General features: G+C 35.5%; 26 protein-coding genes. 21 read left to right on the plus strand and 5 right to left on the minus strand.

The genetic code is table 11. From position 1 onward, the window contains the following. Nucleotides 1-6: 6 nt before the first annotated feature. Together HN014_RS13830 and HN014_RS13835 are read right to left on the minus strand one after the other, a co-directional pair. A complete protein-coding gene (locus HN014_RS13830) occupies nt 7-744 on the minus strand; it encodes a metal ABC transporter ATP-binding protein (protein ID WP_176029444.1) in 738 nt (245 codons plus the stop codon). 2 nt (nt 745-746) lie between these two features. Further along, nucleotides 747-1,661, minus strand: a complete 915-nt coding sequence (locus tag HN014_RS13835) for a metal ABC transporter solute-binding protein, Zn/Mn family (RefSeq protein ID WP_176029445.1) — start codon at nt 1,659-1,661, stop codon at nt 747-749. 311 nt (nt 1,662-1,972) lie between these two features. On the opposite strand from HN014_RS13835, the gene HN014_RS13840 reads away from it, so the two are divergent. The 13 genes from HN014_RS13840 (at nt 1,973) to HN014_RS13900 (ending at nt 12,188) form a co-directional block, all read left to right on the plus strand. Further along, entirely contained in the window at nt 1,973-2,659 is a 687-nt protein-coding gene (locus HN014_RS13840; protein ID WP_176029446.1) for a metal-dependent transcriptional regulator, read from the plus strand. 73 nt (nt 2,660-2,732) lie between these two features. After that, a complete protein-coding gene (locus HN014_RS13845; RefSeq protein ID WP_176029447.1) occupies nt 2,733-3,509 on the plus strand; it encodes a 3'-5' exonuclease in 777 nt (258 codons plus the stop codon). Between the two features lie 43 nt (nt 3,510-3,552). After that, nucleotides 3,553-4,164 carry a fumarylacetoacetate hydrolase family protein gene (locus tag HN014_RS13850; protein WP_176029448.1) on the plus strand — a complete coding sequence of 204 codons (612 nt, stop codon included), beginning with the start codon at nt 3,553-3,555 and terminating at the stop codon, nt 4,162-4,164. Beyond that, entirely contained in the window at nt 4,164-4,502 is a 339-nt protein-coding gene (locus HN014_RS13855) for an Hpt domain-containing protein (protein WP_176029449.1), read from the plus strand. Before HN014_RS13850 ends, HN014_RS13855 begins: the two co-directional genes overlap by 1 nt. Nucleotides 4,503-4,504: 2 nt before the next feature. Further along, complete coding sequence (locus HN014_RS13860; protein WP_176029450.1) at nt 4,505-5,743, plus strand: CinA family nicotinamide mononucleotide deamidase-related protein; 1,239 nt, start codon at nt 4,505-4,507, stop codon at nt 5,741-5,743. A 427-nt stretch (nt 5,744-6,170) separates the two neighbouring features. Next, a complete protein-coding gene (gene rpmB / locus HN014_RS13865; RefSeq protein WP_176029451.1) occupies nt 6,171-6,407 on the plus strand; it encodes a 50S ribosomal protein L28 in 237 nt (78 codons plus the stop codon). A gap of 27 nt (nt 6,408-6,434) precedes the next feature. Beyond that, nucleotides 6,435-6,617 carry a 50S ribosomal protein L33 gene (rpmG, locus tag HN014_RS13870; protein WP_109437157.1) on the plus strand — a complete coding sequence of 61 codons (183 nt, stop codon included), beginning with the start codon at nt 6,435-6,437 and terminating at the stop codon, nt 6,615-6,617. A gap of 6 nt (nt 6,618-6,623) precedes the next feature. Further along, on the plus strand, nt 6,624-6,776 hold the full coding sequence (locus HN014_RS13875) for a DUF4295 domain-containing protein (protein WP_176029452.1): 153 nt from the start codon (nt 6,624-6,626) through the stop codon (nt 6,774-6,776). Between the two features lie 120 nt (nt 6,777-6,896). Continuing rightward, on the plus strand, nt 6,897-7,850 hold the full coding sequence (gene ftsY / locus HN014_RS13880; RefSeq protein ID WP_176029453.1) for a signal recognition particle-docking protein FtsY: 954 nt from the start codon (nt 6,897-6,899) through the stop codon (nt 7,848-7,850). A gap of 317 nt (nt 7,851-8,167) precedes the next feature. After that, complete coding sequence (locus HN014_RS13885; protein ID WP_176029454.1) at nt 8,168-9,823, plus strand: amidase family protein; 1,656 nt, start codon at nt 8,168-8,170, stop codon at nt 9,821-9,823. Between the two features lie 88 nt (nt 9,824-9,911). Continuing rightward, on the plus strand, nt 9,912-11,213 hold the full coding sequence (gene rimO, locus HN014_RS13890) for a 30S ribosomal protein S12 methylthiotransferase RimO (protein WP_176029455.1): 1,302 nt from the start codon (nt 9,912-9,914) through the stop codon (nt 11,211-11,213). Nucleotides 11,214-11,346: 133 nt separating this feature from the next. Beyond that, nucleotides 11,347-11,697: an SgcJ/EcaC family oxidoreductase gene (locus HN014_RS13895; RefSeq protein ID WP_176029456.1), complete on the plus strand. Its 351-nt coding sequence runs from the start codon at nt 11,347-11,349 to the stop codon at nt 11,695-11,697. Then, complete coding sequence (locus tag HN014_RS13900) at nt 11,694-12,188, plus strand: YdcF family protein (protein ID WP_176029457.1); 495 nt, start codon at nt 11,694-11,696, stop codon at nt 12,186-12,188. Before HN014_RS13895 ends, HN014_RS13900 begins: the two co-directional genes overlap by 4 nt. An 88-nt stretch (nt 12,189-12,276) precedes the next feature. On the opposite strand, the gene HN014_RS13905 is transcribed toward HN014_RS13900, so the two are convergent. The 3 genes from HN014_RS13905 to HN014_RS13915 form a co-directional block, all read right to left on the minus strand. Next, the gene (locus HN014_RS13905; RefSeq protein ID WP_176029458.1) at nt 12,277-12,894 is read right to left on the minus strand and encodes a porin family protein; all 618 of its coding nucleotides are present in this window, start codon (nt 12,892-12,894) and stop codon (nt 12,277-12,279) included. Nucleotides 12,895-13,049: 155 nt separating this feature from the next. After that, a complete protein-coding gene (locus tag HN014_RS13910; RefSeq protein WP_176029459.1) occupies nt 13,050-14,003 on the minus strand; it encodes a transketolase family protein in 954 nt (317 codons plus the stop codon). Between the two features lie 71 nt (nt 14,004-14,074). Next, complete coding sequence (locus tag HN014_RS13915; protein WP_176029460.1) at nt 14,075-14,920, minus strand: transketolase; 846 nt, start codon at nt 14,918-14,920, stop codon at nt 14,075-14,077. Nucleotides 14,921-15,096: 176 nt separating this feature from the next. Between HN014_RS13915 and tgt the strand changes: the two genes are divergently transcribed. The 8 genes from tgt (at nt 15,097) to HN014_RS13955 (ending at nt 23,406) form a co-directional block, all read left to right on the plus strand. Further along, nucleotides 15,097-16,227 (plus strand): tRNA guanosine(34) transglycosylase Tgt, encoded by a 1,131-nt coding sequence (gene tgt / locus HN014_RS13920; RefSeq protein ID WP_176029461.1) that lies wholly within the window; start codon nt 15,097-15,099, stop codon nt 16,225-16,227. A 2-nt stretch (nt 16,228-16,229) separates the two neighbouring features. Beyond that, a complete protein-coding gene (locus HN014_RS13925; RefSeq protein ID WP_176029462.1) occupies nt 16,230-17,300 on the plus strand; it encodes an LptF/LptG family permease in 1,071 nt (356 codons plus the stop codon). After that, the gene (locus HN014_RS13930; protein ID WP_176029463.1) at nt 17,287-18,201 is read left to right on the plus strand and encodes a DMT family transporter; all 915 of its coding nucleotides are present in this window, start codon (nt 17,287-17,289) and stop codon (nt 18,199-18,201) included. Before HN014_RS13925 ends, HN014_RS13930 begins: the two co-directional genes overlap by 14 nt. Before the next feature lie 68 nt (nt 18,202-18,269). Continuing rightward, nucleotides 18,270-19,223: an acetyl-CoA carboxylase carboxyltransferase subunit alpha gene (locus tag HN014_RS13935; protein WP_176029464.1), complete on the plus strand. Its 954-nt coding sequence runs from the start codon at nt 18,270-18,272 to the stop codon at nt 19,221-19,223. Between the two features lie 167 nt (nt 19,224-19,390). After that, on the plus strand, nt 19,391-20,935 hold the full coding sequence (gene dnaB, locus HN014_RS13940; RefSeq protein WP_176029465.1) for a replicative DNA helicase: 1,545 nt from the start codon (nt 19,391-19,393) through the stop codon (nt 20,933-20,935). After that, nucleotides 20,910-22,247, plus strand: coding sequence for an asparagine synthetase B (locus HN014_RS13945; RefSeq protein WP_254884009.1), 1,338 nt, complete (start codon nt 20,910-20,912; stop codon nt 22,245-22,247). Before dnaB ends, HN014_RS13945 begins: the two co-directional genes overlap by 26 nt. 131 nt (nt 22,248-22,378) lie before the next feature. Further along, on the plus strand, nt 22,379-22,702 hold the full coding sequence (locus tag HN014_RS13950; RefSeq protein ID WP_176029466.1) for a hypothetical protein: 324 nt from the start codon (nt 22,379-22,381) through the stop codon (nt 22,700-22,702). A 290-nt stretch (nt 22,703-22,992) separates the two neighbouring features. Next, complete coding sequence (locus tag HN014_RS13955; protein ID WP_176031122.1) at nt 22,993-23,406, plus strand: hypothetical protein; 414 nt, start codon at nt 22,993-22,995, stop codon at nt 23,404-23,406. Nucleotides 23,407-23,531 lie beyond the last annotated feature (125 nt).

Here is a 23,531-nt window from a genome sequence, read left to right on the forward strand (position 1 = left end):
TTGTTTTTATCCTAGAATACTTACTTTGTAATTGATTCCATATGTTTTGGTTAGGTTGTCATCATTAAAAATATCTTTGACAGGACCAGTAGCTATTTTTTTTACATTAAGAAATGTAACCCAATCAAAATATTCAGGAACAGTTTGTAAATCATGATGGACAACGATCACTGTTTTTCCTGATTTTCTGAGTTCTTTGAGAATGTTGATAATTGCTTTTTCGGTAGTAGCATCTACTCCTTGAAAAGGCTCATCCATAAAATAGATTGCTGCATTTTGAACCAGCGCTCTTGCTAAAAAGATACGCTGTTGCTGTCCTCCTGATAATTGACTTATCTGACGACTTCTGAAACTGAGCATTCCTACTTTTTCCAGAGCTTCTAAGGCAGCCTTCTTTTCTTTTTTTCCGGGACGTTTGATCCATCCTAGACTTCCGTAAGTTCCCATCATTACCACATCTAAAGCTGTCGTAGGGAAATCCCAGTCTACACTCCCTTTTTGAGGGACATAAGCAACTAGATTTCGATTTTTGCGATACGGTTTTCCATAAATCTGTACACTGCCGGCAATGGGATCAATAATATCTAGGATTGATTTGATTAAAGTAGATTTTCCAGCACCATTAGGACCGACTATGGCCATTAAAACCCCTTCTGGAATAACTAAATCGATATCCCATAATACAGGCTTATAATTATAAGCAACCGTTAAATCATCTATTCTAACAGCAATAGTTTCTTTCATAATTATTGTAGTGAATTAACAATTGTATTGACGTTGTATAAAAACATGCCTGTATAGGTTCCTTCTTTAGTGTCTGGGTTACCTAATGCATCTGAATATAAGGTTCCTCCGATAGTTACTTCATGGTTTTTAGAGGTTACAGCAGCCTGTAGTGCTTCAATAGTTCGTTTAGGAACAGAGCTTTCTACAAAAATAGCTTTTACCTTTTTTTCAATAATTAAGTTCGCCAATCGCTGTACGTCCTGTACGCCTGCTTCGGTCGCTGTAGAAATCCCTTGTAATCCGATTACTTCAAAATCGTACGCTTTTCCAAAATAACTAAAAGCGTCATGAGCAGTTACTAAAACTCTTTTTTCTTGAGGTAGCGTGTTAATGATTTGCTTGATCTCTGTGGCTAAAAGGGTTAGTTTTTTTAGATATATATCCTTGTTTTTTTCAAAAGCATCTGCATTTTTAGGATCTGCCTTTTTTAATTCCTGAGTTGCGTATTGTACTACCTCTTTCCAATTGTTAATATCGAACCAAACATGAGGGTCATAATTAGAAGCAAAATAATCAGAGTCAATCAGCGCTTCTTTTTGCAAAATATTCGCAAGTGCTACAGTTTTGATTTGCTGGTGCTTCATTTTTTCAAAAATTGCTACCAGTTTCCCTTCTAAATGTAATCCGTTATAGAAGATGATATCTGCATTGATTAATTTAGAAACATCTCCCTCTGTGGCTTTGTATAAATGAGGGTCAACTCCTGTTCCCATCAGGCCATCTACCTGGATTAAGTCTCCTCCTATATTATGTAAGATATCAGTAATCATAGATGTGGTAGTGACTACATGAAGTTTTTCCTTAGGTGTTTTTTTATTTGAATTACAAGAGAAAAGAGAAAGGGTTATAAGGAGTAGAAGGGTGATTTTTTTCATGTCTGATTAAATAATAGTGATTAAATGCGCTTAGGGGATAGCTTTCTTATTAATAATATGATAACTGAAAGGAGAAGTAAATCGTATAAAGGGGAGGAGATAGGACTTCTCTTTTGTTTTTAAAATTTTTTTATAAATAGAGAAAAGACTTGTTAACTTTTTCGGAATAAATAAGGGGTGAGGGGATTTTTCTCGATAGAAAATAAAAGATATTCCGTACAAGTTGAAAAAAACGAACGAAACGATCTTAAGTAATTGCATTCGGTTTAGTAAATTTGCCTTTTAATGGTACAAAATTAAAAAAGTTAGCTATGACTAACAAAGGGAATTTGCATAAATTAACAAAAAGTGAGGAGGATTACCTAAAAGCCCTTTTTCAATTGCTTATTGATGAGGGGTTGGAGAAAGTAGGTAATAATCAATTGGCAGATCACCTCAATGTATCTCCTGCTTCGACCAATAATATGGTGAAGAAGCTAAAAGCGAAGGGGTATGTAGTGAGTGAAAAATATACAAAATTAGACCTTACAGAAGAAGGGAAGCGAATTGCTGTAAGGCTGATAAGAAAGCATAGGTTGTGGGAGACATTTTTATGTGATTATCTCAATTTTACTTGGGATGAGGTACATGAAGTGGCAGAGCAAATGGAGCATATTAATTCTCCGAAGTTAATTGATGAGTTAGATCGCTTTATGAATTACCCCAGAAGAGACCCACATGGAGAAATTATACCGGATGCAGACGGGAAGTACTCTATTCAACCAAAAGTAATGCTGTCTTCTCTGTCAGAAGGAGATGTCTGTCAGCTTGTATCTGTTAATGATGGTTCTGTGACTTTTCTTAGGTACGTGTCAGAGATAGGACTGGTGCTAAGCAGTAAAATCACCATATTAGAAATTAGAGACTTCGATAACTCTATCAGAATTCAGTTTGATGACAGGGTAGAAACAGTCACAAAAAAGTTTGCAGATAACGTATTTGTGAAAATTAGTAAATAGATATACTAATTAAGATAAATAACGTTTGAGAATGTAATGAATACCTTATATATTTGGGATACACAATCAATTTATGGAGCTTAATTTAAAAAAACCGATATGTTTTTTCGATCTTGAAACAACCGGGGTTAATATAACGAAAGATCGTATTGTCGAAATTTCAATTCTAAAAGTATTTCCGAATGGAAATAAAGAAAGTAAAACATGGCTGGTAAATCCGGAGATGCCAATTCCTCCTGCTACCACTGAGATTCATGGGATTTCTGATGAGAAAGTCGCTAATGAACCTACTTTTAAGCAACTGGCTTCAAAAGTACATGAGATGATCAAAGGCTGTGATTTAGGAGGGTTTAACTCGAATCGATTTGATATTCCCTTATTAGCAGAAGAGTTGTTGAGAGCAGGATATGATTTTGATATGAAAAATACTGTAGGGGTCGATGTACAGACGATTTTTCATAAAATGGAAAAGAGAACCTTATCAGCAGCCTATAAGTTTTATTGCGATAAAGATTTGGAAGGAGCACATTCTGCAGAAGCCGATACGATGGCGACATATGAAGTACTAAAAGCTCAGTTAGATCGCTATCCGGAACTAGAGAATGATACTAAATTTTTAGCAGATTTTAGTTCTAGAAATCAGTTTGCCGATTTTGCAGGTTTTATAGCTTTTAACAATAAAAAAGAAGAAGTGTTTTCTTTCGGAAAACACAAAGGAAAACTTGTAGCACAGGTACTCGAAGATGAGCCTGGGTATTTTGGATGGATTCAGAATGCAGATTTTCCATTGTATACAAAAAAAGTATTGACGGCTATTCGTTTGAGGAAATTGAATAATAGCTTTAAATAAAAAGAAGGAGAAAGTCCTTTTTTATGAAATAGTAAAAAAATAAATGAAGCTTATTTGTATTGGTCGTAATTATACGGATCATATAGAAGAATTAGAAAATGAAAAACCAAAAGATCCGGTAATTTTCTTGAAACCTGATACTTCTATCTTATTAAAGAAACAACCTTTTTTTATACCTGATTTTTCTGATGAAGTGCATCATGAAGTGGAGATTTTGGTAAAAATCAATCGGATTGGGAAATATATTGATAGAAAATTTGCTCATAAGTATTATGATGAAATTGGTTTGGGAATTGACTTTACGGCTAGAGATCTGCAGCGAGAATTAAAAGAAAAAGGATTGCCTTGGGAAAAGGCTAAATCATTTGATGGTGCTGCAGTAATAGGGAAGTGGGTTTCTAAAAATGAATTCGAAAATGTAGATGCAATTGACTTCTGTTTGAAAAAAAATGAAGAAGTCGTGCAGCAGGCAAATACAAGTCTTATGTTGTGGAAGATTGATGAATTAATAGAATATGTGTCAAAATATTTTACTTTAAAGATAGGAGATATTATATTTACAGGAACGCCTTCTGGAGTTGGAGCAGTAAAAGCAGAGGATAGATTAGAAGGATACATCAATAATCAGCAGTTTTTTTCAATACGAGTAAAATAATGGAAAAAGGATATAGTTTAGAAAAAGTGAATGAATTATCGGGAGGAGATACAGAATTTGTGTCTGTTTTAGTACAGACATTTTTAGAAGAAATTCCTCAGGATTTGGATAAGATGGTTCATGCAGTAAATTCGGATGATCCTCCTCAGGCATATCAGTATGCGCATAAAATGAAACCAAATCTTCAATTGTTTGATATCGATCTTCTATCGTATATAAAAGAAGTAGAAGCTTGGTCTAAAACCAATAAAACAAAAGAAGAGATTTCGATTGTTATAGAGCATATAGTTGCTACTATAAGTAAAGCAATTTCTGATCTCAAAGCAGATTTTGAATAATAATGCAAGCAGAAATTATAACGATAGGAGATGAAATTCTTATCGGTCAGATTGTTGATTCAAATTCTTCATTTATAGGGCGAAAGCTTGGCGAGATAGGAATTGATGTAGCTCAAATAACTTCCATTAGTGATCAGCGAGAACATATTTTAACAGCTATGTCAGCAGCGGCGGCTCGTGTAGATGTAGTGCTCATAACCGGTGGTTTGGGACCTACAAAAGATGATGTTACCAAAGCGACTTTATGTGAGTTTTTTCAAGATTCATTGCAGGAAAATGAAGAAGTTCTGGCGCATATAGAAATGTTATTCACTACCTATTTGAAAAAACCAACTTCAGAATTAAATAGATTGCAGGCAATGGTGCCTAGTCAGGCTATAGTGCTAAAGAATGAGTATGGAACTGCTCCTGGAATGTGGATGGAAAAAGACGGAACAGTATTTATAGCTATGCCGGGAGTGCCTTTTGAGATGGAAAACATCATGCTGTCAGGAGTATTGCCTCGGTTGCAAACAAAATTTGAACGTCCTTTTATTTTGCATACCACAATCCAGACCTATGGAATAGGAGAGAGTGATCTGGCAATACAGTTAGAAGATTGGGAGGATAACTTACCACCCTTTATAAAATTAGCATACTTGCCTCAATTGGGTAGAGTGCGGTTGCGTTTATCAGCCAGAGGAACAGATCAAAAACGTATAGAAGAAGCAGTAGCTAAAGAGATTGCTTCTCTTCAGAAATTGATAGGTACTTCTATTGTTAGTATAGGAGAGGATCCTATAGAAAAGCGTATCGGAGCTCTTTTGAAAGAAAAAGGGTATACCCTTGCTGCGGCAGAAAGTTGTACAGGAGGTAAGGTAGCGCATACTATATCGGCAGTAGAAGGTGCTTCTGCTTATTTTGTGGGAGGGATTGTCTCATATGCAACCAGAAGTAAAACAGAAGTACTCGGAGTAGAAGCTTCCTTAATTGAACGTTATTCAGTAACTAGTATCGAAGTAGCCGAGCGTATGGCATTAAAAGCTAAAGAAAAGTTTGGAAGTGATTATGCGATAGCAACGACAGGTAATGCAGGACCTGATAAAGGCGATGGAGATGTTGAAGTAGGAACGATTTTTCTAGCTGTAGCAACACCGGATGGAGTGTCTTCTAAAGAAGTTCGTTTTGGGAAAAACAGAGCTCAGAATGTAGCAAGAGCTGTTAATAAATCCCTTGAGATGGTATTTAATCTATTAAAATAGGAAACGTATTTCCGAACTCTCTTTTTAGAATAGAAACATGTTTTGAGTAGTTGTTTGCTATGTTCTCCAGCTCCGTATGATGTATAGGGAACAATTATTAGTTTGCGGCTTATTTTGGGGTTGTTACATCTTGATTATTGTATAAAAAAGAACGAGTCATCAAAGATGACTCGTCCAAATGTACTACTTAATACCCCATATCAAGTATCTGTTAGCTTCTATCAGCTATGATAAACTAACAGGAGCAAAATTAAGCGCTTTATGGAGTTGTGCAAACAGGTGAAAATACCTGTTTTTGAAATTTAGTAGGTGATCAGAAAAAAAAGTAGGGATTAATATTAAAAAAGATAGAAGTATTATTGGTTGTTAGGTAAAAAATTTGTTAATTTGCACCCTGTTTTGAAATAACACCAAAATTTAGAAAGAAATGTCAAGAGTTTGCGAACTTACAGGTAAAAAAGCGATGGTAGGGAACAATGTTTCTCACGCGATGAATAAAACGAAACGTAAATTTAATGCTAACTTAATTAAAAAACGTTTTTATATTCCAGAAGAAGATCGTTGGGTAACACTTAAAGTTTCTGCAGCGGCATTAAAAAATATAAACAAGAACGGGATTTCTGCTGTATTAAAAGAAGCGAGAGCCAAAGGTTTCTTTAAATAATCAATCCTTTATTAAAGATATAGAATAATGGCAAAGAAAGGTAATAGAGTTCAGGTTATATTAGAATGTACAGAGCATAAAGCAACTGGTAAGCCAGGTACTTCTAGATATATTACTACAAAAAATAAGAAAAATACTCCTGATAGAATTGAGTTAAAGAAATTTAACCCTGTTCTTAAGAAGATGACTGTTCATAAAGAAATAAAATAAGAAAAGATGGCAAAGAAATCAGTAGCATCGTTACAGACTAAGTCGAACAGGTTAACTAAAGCCATAAAAATGGTTAAGTCACCTAAGACTGGCGCTTATACTTTTGTGGAATCAATCATGGCTCCGGAAGCAGTGAATGACTTCTTAAAGCAAAAATAAATTCGCACTTAAAATATTTCAAAAAGAAGCCGTTTCAATTTTATTGGAATGGCTCTTTCTTTTTATATTTATACGCAGATAAATAATGTCTGATAGAATTTTTATAGAATACGTATATAGATGAGTTTTTTTAAAAGGATTTTCTCTTCGGAGAAGAAAGAAACACTTGACAAAGGATTAGAAAAATCAAAAACAAGTTTCTTTTCTAAACTTAGTAAAGCTGTTGCCGGGAAATCTAAGGTCGATGATGAGGTTTTGGATGATTTGGAAGAAGTTTTGGTCAGTAGTGATGTCGGTGTCAAGACTACTATTAAGGTTATTGAAAGAATTGAAGAAAGAGTAAGTAAGGATAAATATTTAGGGACTGCCGAATTAAATCAGATCCTGAGAGAGGAAATAGCCGGATTGCTTTCTGAGACAAATTCAGGAGAAGCAACAGATTATGACATTCCAAAAGACAAAAAACCATATGTATTAATGGTGGTAGGAGTGAATGGTGTAGGAAAAACTACGACTATAGGAAAGTTAGCTTATCAGTTTAAGAAAAAAGGACTAAATGTTGTTCTTGGAGCTGCAGATACATTTAGAGCAGCAGCAATTGATCAATTGCAGGTATGGGCGGATAGAGTAGATGTGCCTATTGTAAAACAGGCAATGGGTAGTGACCCTGCCTCTGTAGCGTATGATACTTTACAGTCAGGAGTTAGTCAGGATGCAGATGTAATAATAATTGATACAGCAGGAAGACTTCATAATAAGATCAACCTGATGAGTGAATTGACTAAGGTAAAAAGAGTGATGCAAAAGGTTGTAGGAGATGCGCCTCATGATGTATTATTGGTGTTGGATGGTTCTACGGGACAGAATGCCTTTGAGCAGGCAAAACAATTTACTGCTGCAACAGAAGTAACCTCTCTCGCAGTTACCAAACTAGATGGTACAGCAAAAGGAGGAGTGGTTATCGGAATTAGTGACCAGTTTAAAATTCCGGTTAAATATATTGGTGTAGGAGAAGGGATTGAAGACTTGCAGGTGTTTAATAAATATGAATTTGTCGATTCTTTCTTTAAATAAGAAAAAAGAAAAGTCAGCTATCCCTGAATAAACTCATGTAAGGTTCAAAGGAAGCTACCAGAATATATTTCAATACGAGGAATGAAGTGTTTAAAACCTACCAAGTGAATAAAGTATTTCAATGTAGAAACAAGAATCGTTTACTAGAAAATATGTGTTGATTTCTGAAGAAATCTAAGAATGTGACATCTCGATTATCGAGTAAAAAGAACGGTACATGCTTATATGTGCGGTTCTTTTTTTATTTTGTGTTCGTTTTAGAAATGGTACTGATAGTTTTTATGTTGTCAAATAAGACAATTGTATATAAGTAAGATATGAAAAGAATATTTTTTTTACTGTTGTTAGGGATGATAGTATCGTGTAAATCGGAGCCCAAACAAGAGAAAGTGCAAAAAGAAGAAGTTGTTCACCAGCAAGATAGTCTGGATAAAATAGCAACGAAACAATTCAGAGACTTCAAAGTGACGGATGCAAAAGTGATCCAAAATAAAACAATATGGGCTGCTTTTGAAGAAGATTTTAAAAAGTTTACAGAAGTAGAATATCAAAAACTACGTCCTGTACTTTTGGAGCGCGAGATTTCTGAAATCCATCGATTGCTTAACGATGGAACTTTGTCCTATGAAGAATTAGTTTTGTTTTATCTATACCGGATTCGTAAATATGATCGGGAGAATGATACATCTCTTAATTCGGTTATAGCGATAAATCCTGATGTGGTAAAGCAAGCAAGGTTATTAGATGAAAAAGAACATGAAATGGTTTCGGAAAATTCCATGTATGGGATTCCGGTTTTGGTAAAAGATAATGTGAATACTAGCAAGATGTCAACGACAGCAGGAGCTATTGCTATGATGAATAATAAAACCGAAGATGCTTTTGTAATAACCAAATTAAAGGAACGAGGAGCACTTATTTTAGGGAAAGCAAACCTGAGTGAATGGGCGTATTTCTTTTGTGGAGATTGCCCCAGTGGGTATTCGGCGGTAGGAGGACAAACCTTTAATCCATATGGGAGAAAAAAGTTTGATACGGGAGGTTCTAGTTCAGGAAGTGGAGTGGCTGTTGCAGCTAATTTCTGTGCGGTGGCTATTGGAACAGAGACTGCTGGCTCTATTTTGTCTCCTGCCAGTCAAAATGCTGTAGTAGGACTCAAGCCTACCATTGGATTGATAAGCAGAGGAGGAATTGTTCCTATTTCGAGTACACTCGATACGCCGGGACCTATGGGAAGAAAAGTAAAAGATGTAGCGATTATGTTGACGGCGATGGTAGGAGAAGATCAGGAAGATCCTGCAACTTTATTAGGAGGAAAAAGAAAACAAAAAACATATTATGAAGGGTTCGATACAGCATCTGTAAAAGGAAAACGTTTTGGAGTACTAAAATCATTGGTAGAAGATTCATTATATCAGAACGCAACAAAGGTAATTGAAGAATTAGGAGGCACTTTAGTTGTTGTAGAAGAGGAAAAAGTGGAGCTACCCGGCTTCCTGCGATTGCTTAATTTGGATATGAAAAAAGATCTTGAAGTGTATTTGTCTATCTATGGAGGAAAAGATGTAAAGATCAAAAATGTTGAAGATGTGATTTTGTTTAATGAAAAAGACACGCTTATTAGAGCTCCTTATGGACAAGCATTGTTAAAAGGTGTGGTTGCCGATTCAGCGAGTACAGAAGAGTTGTTATCGATAAAGGAAAAACTAAAAACAGAAGGAAGAAAATTTTTTGATGTTCTTATGGATGCGAATCAATTAGATGTTGTGTTATCTGTTAATAATTATCATGCAGGTTTTGCAGCTGTAGCGGAATATCCTGCATTGACAGTGCCAATGGGGGTTACAGAAGAAGGGGAACCAAAGGGGTTGACATTTATAGGTAAGCCATTTGCTGAAAAGAAATTATTGGAATGTGGGTATGTGTATGAGCAGCAATCAAAAAGTCGGAAACAACCAAAAGCATATCAGTAAGAGGTTACTTATTAGTATATAATGTTTGAAGTATAAGGAATTTTATTAAAGGATTCTCTGTATCTTTGCAAACCTTTACCAAGAAGCTATGAGGACAAAGACGTTAAAGAAAAATAAAATCAATGTAGTAACCCTGGGATGCAGTAAGAATGTCTACGACAGTGAGGTGTTGATGGGACAACTAAAAGCCAATAATAAAGAAGTAGTGCATGAGGAGGAAGGAAATGTGGTTGTGATCAATACATGTGGTTTTATTAATAATGCGAAGGAGGAATCAGTGAATACTATACTAGAGTATTTACATAAAAAAGAAGAAGGAGTTGTAGATAAGGTTTTTGTTACAGGGTGCTTGTCGGAGCGATACAAACCGGATTTGCAAAAAGAGATTCCTGATGTGGATCAGTATTTTGGAACAACAGAATTGCCGGGGCTATTAAAGGCTTTAGGAGCAGATTATAAGCATGAACTGATTGGTGAGCGATTAACTACTACACCTAAGAATTACGCGTATCTCAAAATAGCAGAAGGGTGTGACAGACCTTGTTCTTTTTGTGCAATTCCGTTAATGAGAGGGAAACATGTGTCTACCCCCATAGAAGAATTGGTTGTAGAAGCGACAAAATTGGCAGCTAATGGGGTAAAAGAAATTATTCTGATCGCTCAGGATTTGACATATTATGGTCTGGATTTGTATAAAAAAAGGAAACTGGCAGACTTGTTAAAAGAACTGGTGAAAGTTGATGGTATTGAGTGGATACGTCTTCATTATGCATTTCCTACCGGATTTCCGATGGAGGTATTGGCGCTAATGAGAGAAGAACCAAAAATATGTAATTATATCGATATTCCATTACAGCATATTGCAGACCCTGTTTTAAAATCCATGCGCAGAGGAACTACGAAAGCAAAAACAACTAAGTTGCTAAATGAATTTAGGACTGCTGTCCCTGAAATGGCAATCCGTACTACTTTGATTGTTGGATACCCGGGAGAAACGCAGGAAGATTTTGAGACGCTTAGAGAATGGGTACGAGAAATGCGTTTTGAGCGTTTAGGTTGTTTTACATATTCCCATGAGGAAAATACCCATGCCTATTCTTTAGAAGACGATGTGCCTGAAGATGTGAAAATAGCAAGAGCTAATGAGATTATGGAAATCCAATCACAAATTTCCTGGGAACTCAATCAGGAAAAAATAGGAAAAGAGTTTAATGTGATTATTGATCGAAAAGAAGGGCAGTATTTTGTAGGTAGAACAGAGTCAGATTCTCCGGATGTGGATAATGAAGTGTTGATTGATGCTACCAAACAATATTTAAAAACAGGAGAATTTACACGAGTAAAAATATATGAAGCAGAAGATTTTGATCTGTACGGAGAGTTAGTTTAGATAACGAATACTTCTTTTTTGTGTTTTTTTGAATACAAAGGTAATTTCTAAATAGATATCTTTAATAAAGAAAAAAAGCTGAATTCATTTCTCTTTATGTTGTGAATTCAGCTTTTTTTTAAAGTAAATATAGATGAATACTACAGAGGCAATAGTACAAGAGCAATTAGATGCATATAATTCGAGAGATCTTGAGTTGTTTTTAAGTTTTTATTCGGATGACATTGTAATTTTGGATTTTCCGGGTGAAAAAGTTACCATTTCAGGAAAAGAAGCGTTAAGAAACGTGTATAAGGAGATGTTTGAGAACTCTCCAAAGCTTCATTGTGAGATTGTTAGTCGTATTGTTTTTGATGACAAGGTATTGGATCATGAACGAGTTAGTGGGCGATATGGAGTAGATTTGGTAGAGGTGGTAGCAATTTATAAACTGAGAGAAGGTTTGATTTCGAGTGTTCATTTTGTTAGAAAAAATACAAAATGAAAAAAGAAGTGTTGGTTGTGTTGGGAGGTCCCAATTCTGTATTAGGAGAGCTTAGTGCTATTTCTAAAAGTAGATTAAATCACTGTGCATTATTGTATAGAGAAGGAAAACAAGTTTTGTGTACAGGAGGATGGGGAGAAGGGTTTAATACTTCTGAGGCACCTCACGCTTTTTATGCAAAACAATACTTACTTCGGAAAGGAGTTAAAGAAGATGATTTTTTAGCATTTGCACTATCAAAACATACGGTAGATGATGCGGTAAAGGTAAAAGAAGTTCTTTATAACCGGGAAGATGTCTCTCTAAAAATTATTACTTCAGATTTTCATGTCAGGAGAGTAAAATTGATTTTTAATGAAATTTTAAGTGCATACGATATGGATTTTATCGGGGTATCTTGTCAGGAGCTATCAGGAGAAGCATTAGAAAAACGGTTAGCACATGAGAAAAAAGCAGTAGAAGAAATCCAGAAAAAGGGGTTGTATTACTAAACTGCTATTGTCGGAAGCGACATAAAATTAAAAAAGAGCTGTATGATTGCAGCTCTTTTTATTTTGTATATTGATAAGGAAGGAATTTTTAGAAATCAACACCAACACTAAGTATAAACTGATTTGGTCTGGAATCCACGCGAAGTGGGGTTCCTAATTCATTTTCGATAGATTCAGCTTGGTTTTTGCTTAATCCGCGTTCATAACGAATGTCTGCGTTTAATCGCTTGATTTTTACTCCGATTCCGAATTGCATTCCTACAGTAAAATCATTTTTGATATCTCCTAGCTTTACATTTTTTAATTCATTATCTACAATGTACTGAAGTGATGGACCTCCAAAAATATGCAAGGGACCTATCAAAGATACACCAGCCAAAATCGGAAGGTCTATTTTTTTTACTTCATAATCAACTTCGGTTCCATTGACATCATAGGAACTTTTGTTTACAGTATATAATAATTCTGGCTTAATATAGAGAGTATTTAGGATACTGGCTCTTAGATATGCACCAAAATGATATCCGGTACGTTGATTTGCATCTTCAGATAAGATGTTCTCTCCGGCATTGGTTATGTCGACTAGTTCTATTTTTCCGTTATCTCCGTAGTTAACTCCGGCTTTAACACCAAATTTTAAAAGATTGCCCTGGGCAATAGTTAAAAAAGAACTTAATAGGGTAAAAAGAATTAATAAATTTCTCATGTAATGAATATTTATTTTTAGAGTTTATTTTAAACGTAATGGTTAGTAATGTATAAACGTTTTATACGAGTGATTATTCTGTAATAAGACCTAAAAAAAACCTCCTGAATTAGTTGTGTCAGGAGGTTGATCGATACTATATCTGAAAGTAATCGTTATTTTCGTTTGATAACTTTTTGTGCTGCAGATACTATTGCAGCTGCATTTAGTCCGTATTTATCCATTAACTGGTCAGGAGTTCCGCTTTCTCCAAAGGTATCCTGAGTAGCGATGAATTCTTGAGGGGTTGGATGTTGTTGTCCTAATACTCTGGCAACACTCTCTCCTAATCCACCTAAGAAATTATGCTCTTCCGCAGTAACTATACATCCTGTCTTTTTTACAGAGTTGATAATTGCTTCATCATCCAGTGGTTTGATTGTGTGGATGTTAATTACTTCGGCACTGATTCCTTGTTTGTCCAAGGTTTCTGCGGCTAGTAAAGCTTCCCATACAAGGTGTCCGGTTGCAACTATCGTAACATCAGTTCCTTCCTGTAAATGAACAGCTTTTCCTATTTCGAATGTTTGATCATCTGGGGTGAAATTGGCTACTTTAGGTCTTCCGAAACGAAGATATACAGGTCCATGGTGTTCGGCAATTGCGATGGTGGCTGCTTTTGTCTGATTGTAATCACATGGATTAATTACAGTCATTCCGGGAAGCATTTTCATCAATCCTATATCTTCTAGAATTTGATGCGTAGCTCCATCTTCCCCTAGAGTTAATCCGGCATGAGAAGCACAGATTTTTACGTTCTTATCACTATAGGCAATAGATTGACGTATTTGATCATATACACGACCTGTAGAGAAGTTAGCAAAGGTTCCTGTAAAAGGGATTTTTCCTCCGATGGTTAGTCCTGCTGCTAGTCCCATCATGTTAGCTTCTGCAATACCTGCCTGAAAAAAACGATCGGGATGATTAGCTTTAAAAGCGTCCATTTTTAATGATCCGATTAAATCAGCACATAATGCTACTACATTTTCATTTGTTTTTCCCAGGATTTCTAATCCGGCTCCAAAACCTGAACGTGTATCTTTTTTTCCTGTATCTATATATTTTTTCATACTCTTAATCTGTTGGGTGTTTGCTCTTAATTAGTAATAAGGTAAACACGCTTGTTGTTTAATCGATTAAATTAATAATCTCCTAAGGTTTCAGGATTCTGTGCTAAACCTTTTGCTAATTGCTCATCATTAGGTGCTTTTCCATGCCATGCATGCGTATGCATCATGAAATCTACTCCATTCCCCATAACGGTGTGCATCAATACACAAACAGGTTTTCCTTTTCCTGTTCTGCTTTTAGCTTCAGTAAGCCCTTCGATGATAGCAGCAACATTGTTTCCTTCTTTAATATCGATAACATCCCATCCAAAAGCCTCAAATTTAGCTCTTAGGTCTCCCATAGGTAATACATCGTCAGTAGAACCGTCGATTTGCTGACCGTTCAGGTCTACAGTAGAAATTAAGTTATCTACTTTATTTCCGGCAGCATACATAGCAGCTTCCCATATTTGTCCTTCCTGTAACTCTCCATCTCCATGTAGACTATATACAATATGGTCATCATTGTTTAGTTTTTTAGCAAGGGCAGCACCAATGGCTACTGACATTCCCTGACCTAAAGAACCAGAAGCAATACGAATTCCGGGAAGTCCTTCATGCGTAGTCGGATGTCCTTGTAATCTGGTGTTGATGAGTCTGAATGTATTCAATTCCTCTACAGGGAAATATCCACTACGAGCTAATACACTGTAGTATACTGGAGAAATGTGACCGTTTGATAAGAAGAATAAATCTTCTCCAATTCCGTCCATTTCAAAACCGTCTTTTCTTTCCATGATCTCTTGATACAAAGCGACAAAAAATTCTGCGCAACCAAGAGATCCTCCCGGGTGTCCTGAGTTTACTTTGTGAACCTGACGTAGAATATCTCTACGTACTTGTGTTACAAAATCTTCTAAATGTTTAGTTTCTGGCATTACGATGCTAATTATCTTAATATTGAACGCTCAAAAATAACGGTTTTACCTGCGGTGACAAAATGTCGAAGCAGCTTTTAGTTAAAATACTATTGTTGATAACTTTGGTTTTTGAAATTTAAAGCGCTTCTAAGTAGTTTTAGTTAGTTATCTTTGCGATCCACGAAATAGAAATTATGCAATTTGAGCTTTTATCCAAAGACCCTGGAAGCAGTGCTAGAGCAGGGAAAATAACCACGGATCACGGTGTTATAGAAACACCAATTTTTATGCCCGTAGGAACAGTCGCAACTGTAAAAGGTGTACACCAAAGAGAGTTGAAAAATGATATCAATCCAGATATTATTTTAGGGAATACATATCATCTGTATTTGAGACCGCAAACACCTATTCTGGAAAAAGCAGGAGGACTTCATAAATTTATGAATTGGGATCGAAATATATTGACAGATAGTGGGGGATATCAAGTGTATTCATTATCAGCTAATAGAAAAATAAAAGAAGAAGGGGTAAAGTTTAAATCGCATATCGATGGGTCGTACCATTTCTTTACGCCAGAGAATGTAATGGAAATTCAGCGAACAATCGGAGCAGATATTATTATGGCGTTTGATGAGTGTACTCCATACCCTTGCGATTATCAATATGCTAAAAGAAGTATGCATATGACTCATCGCTGGTTAAACAGGTGTATGCAACATCTGGAAAAAACACCAGTTAAGTATGGGTATGATCAGACATTTTTTCCAATTGTTCAAGGAAGCACTTATAAAGATTTGAGAAGACAGTCTGCAGAATATATTGCGAATGCAGGGGCAGAAGGAAATGCAATAGGAGGATTGTCTGTAGGAGAACCGGCAGAAGAAATGTATGAAATGACGCAGGTAGTAACAGAGATTTTGCCAGAGGATAAACCCAGGTATTTGATGGGAGTAGGAACGCCTATTAATATCTTAGAGAATATAGCTTTAGGGGTAGATATGTTTGATTGTGTGATGCCAACGAGAAACGCGAGAAACGGAATGTTGTTTACTGCACATGGTACCATAAACATTAAAAATAAGAAATGGGAAGATGATTTCTCTCCGATTGATGAAATGGGAATTACCTATGTAGATACGGAATATTCCAAAGCATATTTAAGACATCTGTTTACAGTAAATGAATTGCTGGGAAAACAAATAGCAACCATTCATAATTTAGGATTCTATTTATGGTTGGTTAGAGAGGCTAGAAAACATATCTTAGCTGGAGATTTCTATACGTGGAAGAATATGATGGTTAAACAAATGGATAAAAGATTATAAATTTGAAAATACTTGACTGGTACATATTAAAGAGATATCTGGGGACTTTTTCTACCATGATATTATTATTTATTCCTATCGGGATTATCGTAGATCTTTCAGAAAAGATAGATAACATTCTGGAGCACGAAGTTCCCCTGGATGCGGTGTTGAAATACTACCTGGATTTTACTATTTATTTTGCAAATCTGCTGTTTCCTCTTTTTGTTTTTTTATCAGTAATATGGTTTACGTCTAAATTAGCTAATAAGACAGAGATTATTGCTTTTTTGAGTTCAGGAGTATCTTTTTGGAGGTTTTTAAGACCTTATATGATTGGTGCTGTGATTATCTGTGTGGGAGCGTTGGCTATGGGATTATTTCTGGCTCCTAAAGCAAGTTTGGGATTTAATGAATTTAGGTATTCCTATCTGAAGAAAAATAAAAAAGTTCAGGAAACTAAGAATGTATACAAAAGACTTAATGATACAGTGTACTTGTATGCGAGTGATTTCAAACCGGTAGATAAGTCTGCCTCTAATTTTACCTTGGAGTATTTCAAAGGGAATACCTTGGTAACTAAAATTTCAGCGAGAAAAATTACCTATAAAGATAGTCTTTATGAGTTGAGTAATTATGTGAGAAGAGATGTGACGGATAAGGGAGATATTATTGTTAAAGAACGTAAAAAAGATACCCTGCTGCCTTTTAATATAGAAGAATTTACTCCCGTTACTTATGTAGCTGAGACACTCAATTATATGGAGCTTAACGAGTTTATAAACAAAGAGAGTAAAAGAGGGTCTTCCGATATAAACAGATATAAGGTCGTTGCTTATAAAAGATGGAGTATTCCTATATCTGCATTCATTCTTACAGTAATCGGAGTGGCTGTATCTTCTATGAAAAGAAGAGGAGGAATGGGAATCAATTTAGCCGTAGGAATTTCCTTGGCATTTATTTTTATCTTTTTGGATAAGGTTTTGGGAACTCTGGCTAAGCAATCAGATTTTTCACCCATTGTTGCAGTATGGTTTCCGAATGTGTCCTTTGGAATTTTAGCTATTTATTTATTGTATAATGCCAAACGCTAGACTTAAAAACTACTTCCACTTACATTTTATCGTTTTTATTTGGGGGTTTACAGCAATTTTAGGAGAGTTAATTTCTATTGATGCAATACCATTAGTTTGGTATCGGATGTTATTGGCTTCTGTTTTTATATGGGGGTATATAAAAATCAGAAAGATAGGACTGCAGGTGTCAAAAAAATTATTGTTGGCATTTTTAGTGGCAGGAATTGTAATAGCATTACATTGGATTACATTTTTTGCAGCTATAAAGGTTTCTAATGTTTCCATTACATTGGCTGTATTGTCCACAGGAGCCTTTTTTACATCTATTTTGGAACCTATTTTCTATAAACGTAAACTAATCTGGTATGAAGTGCTGTTTGGTCTTATGGTTATTGGTGGACTCTATTTGATATTTAATGTGGAGAAAAATTATTTTCTGGGAATTGTATTGGCATTAATATCTGCCTTTTTATCATCCGTATTTTCTTTGATCAACGGGAAGTTAGTACAAGGGTATGCACCTTCTGTAATATCTTTTTATGAACTGATAAGTGGAGTAGCTGTCGTTACTTTATACCTTATTGTTATGACATGTATAGGGGATGGAGCAGAAGGATTTTCCTGGAGCTTTTTCCAATTGTCTACCTCAGACTGGGTGTTTTTAATGATTTTAGCTTCTGTTTGTACAGCATATGCACTCATCGGATCGGTACAGGTAATGAAGTACTTAAGTCCTTATACCGTGATGCTTACTATTAATATGGAGCCTGTTTATGGAATTTTACTTGCTTTTTTGATTTTCGGAGATTCAGAAAAAATGAGTTCTCAATTTTATTACGGAGCCTTGATTATACTTGGGACCGTGGTGCTAAATGGTGTTTTTAAAAATATCAAAAAGCGAAAAAGAATGCCTACATGATATAAGATAACGACTAAAGTTTTTATATTTGTCCGCTAACCCTAGTAAAAATAAAATATATTCTTGATATGGAATATTTAGATTTTGAACTCCCTATAAAAGAGCTCGAAGAGCAGTACAACAAAGCATGTGCTATTGGAGAAGAGAGTGATGTAGATGTGACTGATACATGCAAACAGATTGAAAAAAAGCTGAACGAGACTAAAAAAGATATCTATAAAAACCTATCGGCATGGCAGCGTGTCCAATTGTCTAGACATCCATCTAGACCTTATACCCTTGACTATATTCATGCAATCTGTGGGGATTCGTTTCTTGAATTACACGGAGATCGTACTGTAAAAGACGATAAGGCAATGATCGGAGGATTGGGAAAAATTGGAGATCAAAGCTATATGTTTATTGGGCAACAAAAAGGATACAATACAAAGACAAGACAATACCGAAATTTCGGAATGGCAAATCCTGAGGGATATAGAAAAGCGCTTCGATTAATGAAAAGTGCAGAGAAATTCGATATTCCTGTAGTTTGTTTTGTAGATACACCAGGAGCATATCCAGGTCTAGAAGCAGAAGAACGTGGACAAGGAGAAGCGATTGCCAGAAATATTTTGGAGATGACACGACTCAAAGTACCTGTTATAGTTATTATCATTGGTGAAGGAGCCAGTGGAGGAGCTTTAGGTATAGGCGTAGGAGATAAAGTTTTAATGTTAGAAAATGCATGGTACTCTGTGATCTCTCCAGAAAACTGTTCTTCTATCTTATGGAGAAGTTGGGATCATAAAGAGCGCGCAGCAGAAGCATTAAAATTGACAGCAAAAGACAGTGTAAAACTGAAAGTTGTTGATCAAATAGTAAAAGAACCTCTTGGAGGAGCACATAGTGACAGAGAAAAAATGTTTTTAACTGTCAGAGATCAAATTACAGCCTCTTTTGAAGAATTAAAAAACTTATCAAAAGAAGATTTGATAGAAAAGCGTATGGAAAAATATGCCAATATGGGAGACTTTAAAGGGTAACCCTTAAAAAATCACTTATTCCAAAATCTGAAGACTTGCACTTCAGATTTTTTTTATGTTTATTAACAAAAAAAAAGAGTTGTTAACAGGTAAAATGTTGAAGACCAGTGAACATTGATATGTAGTTATTCCGTTCATCTCTTTACATTTTTTTTACATTCGTAACTATGGAAAAAGCACAAAGAAATCCATCGGCAAATTATGGTAAGGGAAACGTAATACCGTTGGAAAAAGGGAAAGTACCTCCTCAAGCTGTTGATTTAGAGGAAGTTGTGCTTGGAGCAATGATGATTGATAAAAAAGGGGTTGACGAAGTTATTGATATTCTCAATGCCGAAGTTTTTTATAAAGAATCGCACCAATACATCTTCGAGGCTATATTTAGATTGTTTGAAAACTCAGAACCCATTGACTTATTAACTGTTTCTAACCAGTTAAAAAAAGATGGGAAATTAGAACAAGCAGGGGGAGAATATTATTTGATACAACTGACGCAGAAAGTGGCTTCTTCTGCGCATATTGAGTTTCATGCACGTATTATTCTGCAAAAATTTATTCAGCGAAGTCTCATTAAAATATCTAACGAAATCATAGAAGAATCCTATGATGAGACTACAGATGTTTTTGACTTACTGGATATGGCAGAATCCAGATTGTATGAAGTAACTCAAGGAAACATTAAACGATCGAGTGAATCTGCTCAGAGTTTGGTAATACAGGCTAAAAAGAAGATAGAAGAAATCTCCAATAAGGAAGGAATGAGTGGAGTACCTTCCGGTTTTGATAAGTTAGATAAGCTAACCTCAGGATGGCAACCAAGTGACTTGATTATTGTAGCTGCTCGTCCGGGTATGGGAAAAACGGCATTAACGCTATCTATGGCTAGAAATATTGCTGTAGGACAGGGAATACCTGTTGCGTTTTTCTCTCTGGAGATGGCATCAGTACAGCTGATTACCCGTTTGATCTCTTCTGAAACAGGTTTGTCTTCAGAGAAATTACGTACCGGAAAATTAGAAAAACACGAATGGGAGCAATTAAATGTAAAGGTAAAAGACCTGGAAAAAGCTCCGTTATTTATTGATGATACTCCGTCATTATCAATTTTTGACCTTAGAGCAAAAGCCAGGCGATTAGCTTCTCAGCACGGAATCAAGATGATTATTATTGATTACCTGCAGTTGATGACAGCAGGAGGGTCAGGAAAAAACGGAAACCGTGAACAGGAAATCTCTACGATTTCTCGAAACTTAAAAGCATTGGCCAAAGAATTGTATATTCCGGTAATCGCCTTATCACAGTTATCCCGTGCCGTTGAATCCCGTGGAGGAAGCAAACGCCCTCTGTTGAGTGACCTTCGTGAATCTGGAGCGATTGAGCAGGATGCTGATATTGTATCCTTTATTTATCGTCCGGAATACTATAAAATAGATGAGTGGGATGATGAAGAAAGATCACCGACTCAAGGGCAAGGAGAGTTCATTGTAGCCAAGCACCGTAACGGTGGTTTAGAAAATATTAGGTTAAAGTTTATTGGACACTTAGGTAAATTTGATAACTTAGATGACTTTAGTACTCCTTTTGAGTATCATTCCAAAATGAATGAGGGTGAAGAAGAGAATCCATTTGATACCACTCACCTTCCAAGTGCGGATGAAGCTTTTGGGAGTAGTATAAATGATTCTAATGATGACGACGACGTTCCTTTTTAAACATATATTGACCGATCTGTTTGGTTGGATAAACAATATTACCAAGACTAAAAAAATAAAGACCGTAGTATTTCTGGTAGGAATATTATTTTCTTTGCAGACTTATGCTTCCTATATTTTGATACCAATGGACGCAGAAAGTCAGCGCAATCATCTAAAAGCATATGGGATTACCTATTGGACACTAGGCAAAAACACAAAAGTAAAGTGGTTGCTTAATTACAGAGGAGGTTCTTTTTTGCTTCCGGATGCAGAAGAAATTAGAAAAGAATGTACTGTAAGAGGGGTTTCTTATGAGGTATTATCTCAGGTAGAAGCTGAGCAAATCCTATCAGAAATCAGTAGTCCATCTCAAAATATGGAGGCAGTTATCTTAGAAAAAGTGCCTAAGATAGCTGTGTATTCTCCAAAAAGTAAACAACCTTGGGATGATGCCGTAACTATGGTACTTACTTTTGCGGAAATTCCCTATGATATTGTTTATGATAAAGAGGTGTTAGAAGACAATCTTATTTTGTATGATTGGCTTCATTTGCATCACGAAGATTTTACAGGGCAATACGGGAAGTTTTACGGTACCTATAGAGCAACTCCCTGGTATATTAGAGAAAAGGCAAATGCAGAAAAATTAGCAAGTGAGTTAGGATATGATAAGGTATCAGAAGAAAAACTCGCAGTGGCTTTAAAAATAAGAGATTATGTGATTGGAGGAGGATTTATGTTTGCCATGTGTAGTGCTACAGATAGCTTCGAAATCGCATTGGCAGCAGAAGGAGTTGATATTTGCGAAGCGATGTTTGATGGAGATCCCAGTGAACCAGGATACCAATCCAAAATAGATTATAATAAAACATTTGCTTTTACCAATTTTACCTTGGAAAGAAGCCCGACAGTCTATGAGTTCTCCACCATTGATATGACGAGAAAAAGAAGGATTCCTGAAACTACGGATTATTTTACACTCATGGATTTTTCTGCAAAATGGGATCCGATCCCTACCATGTTATGCCAGAACCATACAGCTTTGGTTAAAGGTTTTTTGGGGCAAACTACTGCGTATGATCATCGAGAGATTAAATCAAATGTACTGATACTAGGAGAAAATAGAACAAATAATGAAGCTCGGTATATTCATGGAATAAAAGGAAAAGGGTTCTTTACATTTTATGGGGGACATGATCCCGAAGATTATCGTCATAGAGTAGGTGATCCTAAAACAGAATTAGAATTACACCCCAATTCTCCTGGATATCGACTCATCCTCAATAATATTCTGTTTCCTGCCGCTAAAAAGAAAAAACAAAAGACCTGAGTTTCCTGTTTTTCACTGAAAACAGGGTGGTTTAATGCGCTATAAATTTTGAAATTTGTGAAAGGGGATAACGCTACTAATAAAAGTTAATCTTCTGTTTACATAAATCATTAATTTTTAATATCATTTTTATGGCTACCACAACAAGTGTAAGTGATGATAAGATGGTCATCGACATTCTTACTTTTTTCTACCCAGGCGAACCTATTTTAGAACACGATCTCAATAATGAATTGAGAGATTTGGCAGCAGAGATGTTTGCAGAAGCTTTAGATGCTTCTCATTTAATGGATCTGGTACCAAGGCCAACGTACACTCCAAGTTTTAGCTGGTTGGTAAAGGAAGGAGTGAAGGCTGTTTGGAGATCAAAGAATGACGATATTTATGAAGCGGTGAGAGGAAGAGTTGCAATTAACTTCAAGTCTGAGTTTCACATGGCCAAAATGGGAATTTAGTAATGATATAAGGTTGATTTAAGAAATTTGATTCTTTTTTAAAGCATTTTTCTTACATCAGGTTTATATTAATTAATTGATAAAGACTGCTTTATAGCAGTCTTTGTTTTTATAAATAACATCTGGAGTATTGTAGGGAATTTAAAAGTCAGACTTTGGCATGTTCTTTGGTTTGGTGGAGATACCTTTTCTAAAAAAGGGGAAATTTTAATAAACCAATACTAATTTAAAACAGGAAAATGAAAAAAATTATTTTATCAATCGTACTGACCTTTGCCACTGCTTATGGAATGAAAGCACAAGACGCAACCCCGAAGTATGAAGTAAAAGTAATAACTAGTGTAGAATCTATTGTAGGGAGTGGATTAGGACGTTCTAGGTTAATCTCTACAAATGAACAAAGGGATTATAAAAAGTTTACTTCTCATAGAACAGAAGAAAAAAATGAGAGAAATAAATCAGATAGAAAAGAAATCCGAGTTAAAGATTTTGAGGAAACAAAATTGCTAAACTTCTATAACTTAGGAGGAATTCGTTTTCAGAATATAGCAGCTAATGATGCTGTTGTTTCTTCTAAACTTACTGATATGATTTCTCAGGGATGGGATTTGGTTTTTGTAGCAAGTGCTGTAGAGAGTGATGCAGGATCAAAAGATGGGAAAGGAATTTTTATTACCCGCTATATTTTTAAACGACCAATATAAGAACTTAAAAAAAGTGGCTTGAGATCTCAAGCCACTTTTTTATAGTAAAAATATAACTCACTTATTAAATAATAGAGCTATATACTCTGTTTATTTATCTTAGGATAATATTCATTTAATGTTTC

The sequence above is a fragment of the Aquimarina sp. TRL1 genome (assembly GCF_013365535.1).
Taxonomy (GTDB): domain Bacteria; phylum Bacteroidota; class Bacteroidia; order Flavobacteriales; family Flavobacteriaceae; genus Aquimarina; species Aquimarina hainanensis.

Bases quoted from the DNA above. Each gene is read 5' to 3' on its own strand.
- HN014_RS13830 (WP_176029444.1), bottom strand. From the start codon at position 744: ATGAAAGAAACTATTGCTGTTAGAATAGATGATTTAACGGTTGCTTAT.
- HN014_RS13835 (WP_176029445.1), bottom strand. From the start codon at position 1,661: ATGAAAAAAATCACCCTTCTACTCCTTATAACCCTTTCTCTTTTCTCT.
- HN014_RS13840 (WP_176029446.1), top strand. From the start codon at position 1,973: ATGACTAACAAAGGGAATTTGCATAAATTAACAAAAAGTGAGGAGGAT.
- HN014_RS13845 (WP_176029447.1), top strand. From the start codon at position 2,733: ATGGAGCTTAATTTAAAAAAACCGATATGTTTTTTCGATCTTGAAACA.
- HN014_RS13850 (WP_176029448.1), top strand. From the start codon at position 3,553: ATGAAGCTTATTTGTATTGGTCGTAATTATACGGATCATATAGAAGAA.
- HN014_RS13855 (WP_176029449.1), top strand. From the start codon at position 4,164: ATGGAAAAAGGATATAGTTTAGAAAAAGTGAATGAATTATCGGGAGGA.
- HN014_RS13860 (WP_176029450.1), top strand. From the start codon at position 4,505: ATGCAAGCAGAAATTATAACGATAGGAGATGAAATTCTTATCGGTCAG.
- rpmB (WP_176029451.1), top strand. From the start codon at position 6,171: ATGTCAAGAGTTTGCGAACTTACAGGTAAAAAAGCGATGGTAGGGAAC.
- rpmG (WP_109437157.1), top strand. From the start codon at position 6,435: ATGGCAAAGAAAGGTAATAGAGTTCAGGTTATATTAGAATGTACAGAG.
- HN014_RS13875 (WP_176029452.1), top strand. From the start codon at position 6,624: ATGGCAAAGAAATCAGTAGCATCGTTACAGACTAAGTCGAACAGGTTA.
- ftsY (WP_176029453.1), top strand. From the start codon at position 6,897: ATGAGTTTTTTTAAAAGGATTTTCTCTTCGGAGAAGAAAGAAACACTT.
- HN014_RS13885 (WP_176029454.1), top strand. From the start codon at position 8,168: ATGAAAAGAATATTTTTTTTACTGTTGTTAGGGATGATAGTATCGTGT.
- rimO (WP_176029455.1), top strand. From the start codon at position 9,912: ATGAGGACAAAGACGTTAAAGAAAAATAAAATCAATGTAGTAACCCTG.
- HN014_RS13895 (WP_176029456.1), top strand. From the start codon at position 11,347: ATGAATACTACAGAGGCAATAGTACAAGAGCAATTAGATGCATATAAT.
- HN014_RS13900 (WP_176029457.1), top strand. From the start codon at position 11,694: ATGAAAAAAGAAGTGTTGGTTGTGTTGGGAGGTCCCAATTCTGTATTA.
- HN014_RS13905 (WP_176029458.1), bottom strand. From the start codon at position 12,894: ATGAGAAATTTATTAATTCTTTTTACCCTATTAAGTTCTTTTTTAACT.
- HN014_RS13910 (WP_176029459.1), bottom strand. From the start codon at position 14,003: ATGAAAAAATATATAGATACAGGAAAAAAAGATACACGTTCAGGTTTT.
- HN014_RS13915 (WP_176029460.1), bottom strand. From the start codon at position 14,920: ATGCCAGAAACTAAACATTTAGAAGATTTTGTAACACAAGTACGTAGA.
- tgt (WP_176029461.1), top strand. From the start codon at position 15,097: ATGCAATTTGAGCTTTTATCCAAAGACCCTGGAAGCAGTGCTAGAGCA.
- HN014_RS13930 (WP_176029463.1), top strand. From the start codon at position 17,287: ATGCCAAACGCTAGACTTAAAAACTACTTCCACTTACATTTTATCGTT.
- HN014_RS13935 (WP_176029464.1), top strand. From the start codon at position 18,270: ATGGAATATTTAGATTTTGAACTCCCTATAAAAGAGCTCGAAGAGCAG.
- dnaB (WP_176029465.1), top strand. From the start codon at position 19,391: ATGGAAAAAGCACAAAGAAATCCATCGGCAAATTATGGTAAGGGAAAC.
- HN014_RS13945 (WP_254884009.1), top strand. From the start codon at position 20,910: ATGATGACGACGACGTTCCTTTTTAAACATATATTGACCGATCTGTTT.
- HN014_RS13950 (WP_176029466.1), top strand. From the start codon at position 22,379: ATGGCTACCACAACAAGTGTAAGTGATGATAAGATGGTCATCGACATT.
- HN014_RS13955 (WP_176031122.1), top strand. From the start codon at position 22,993: ATGAAAGCACAAGACGCAACCCCGAAGTATGAAGTAAAAGTAATAACT.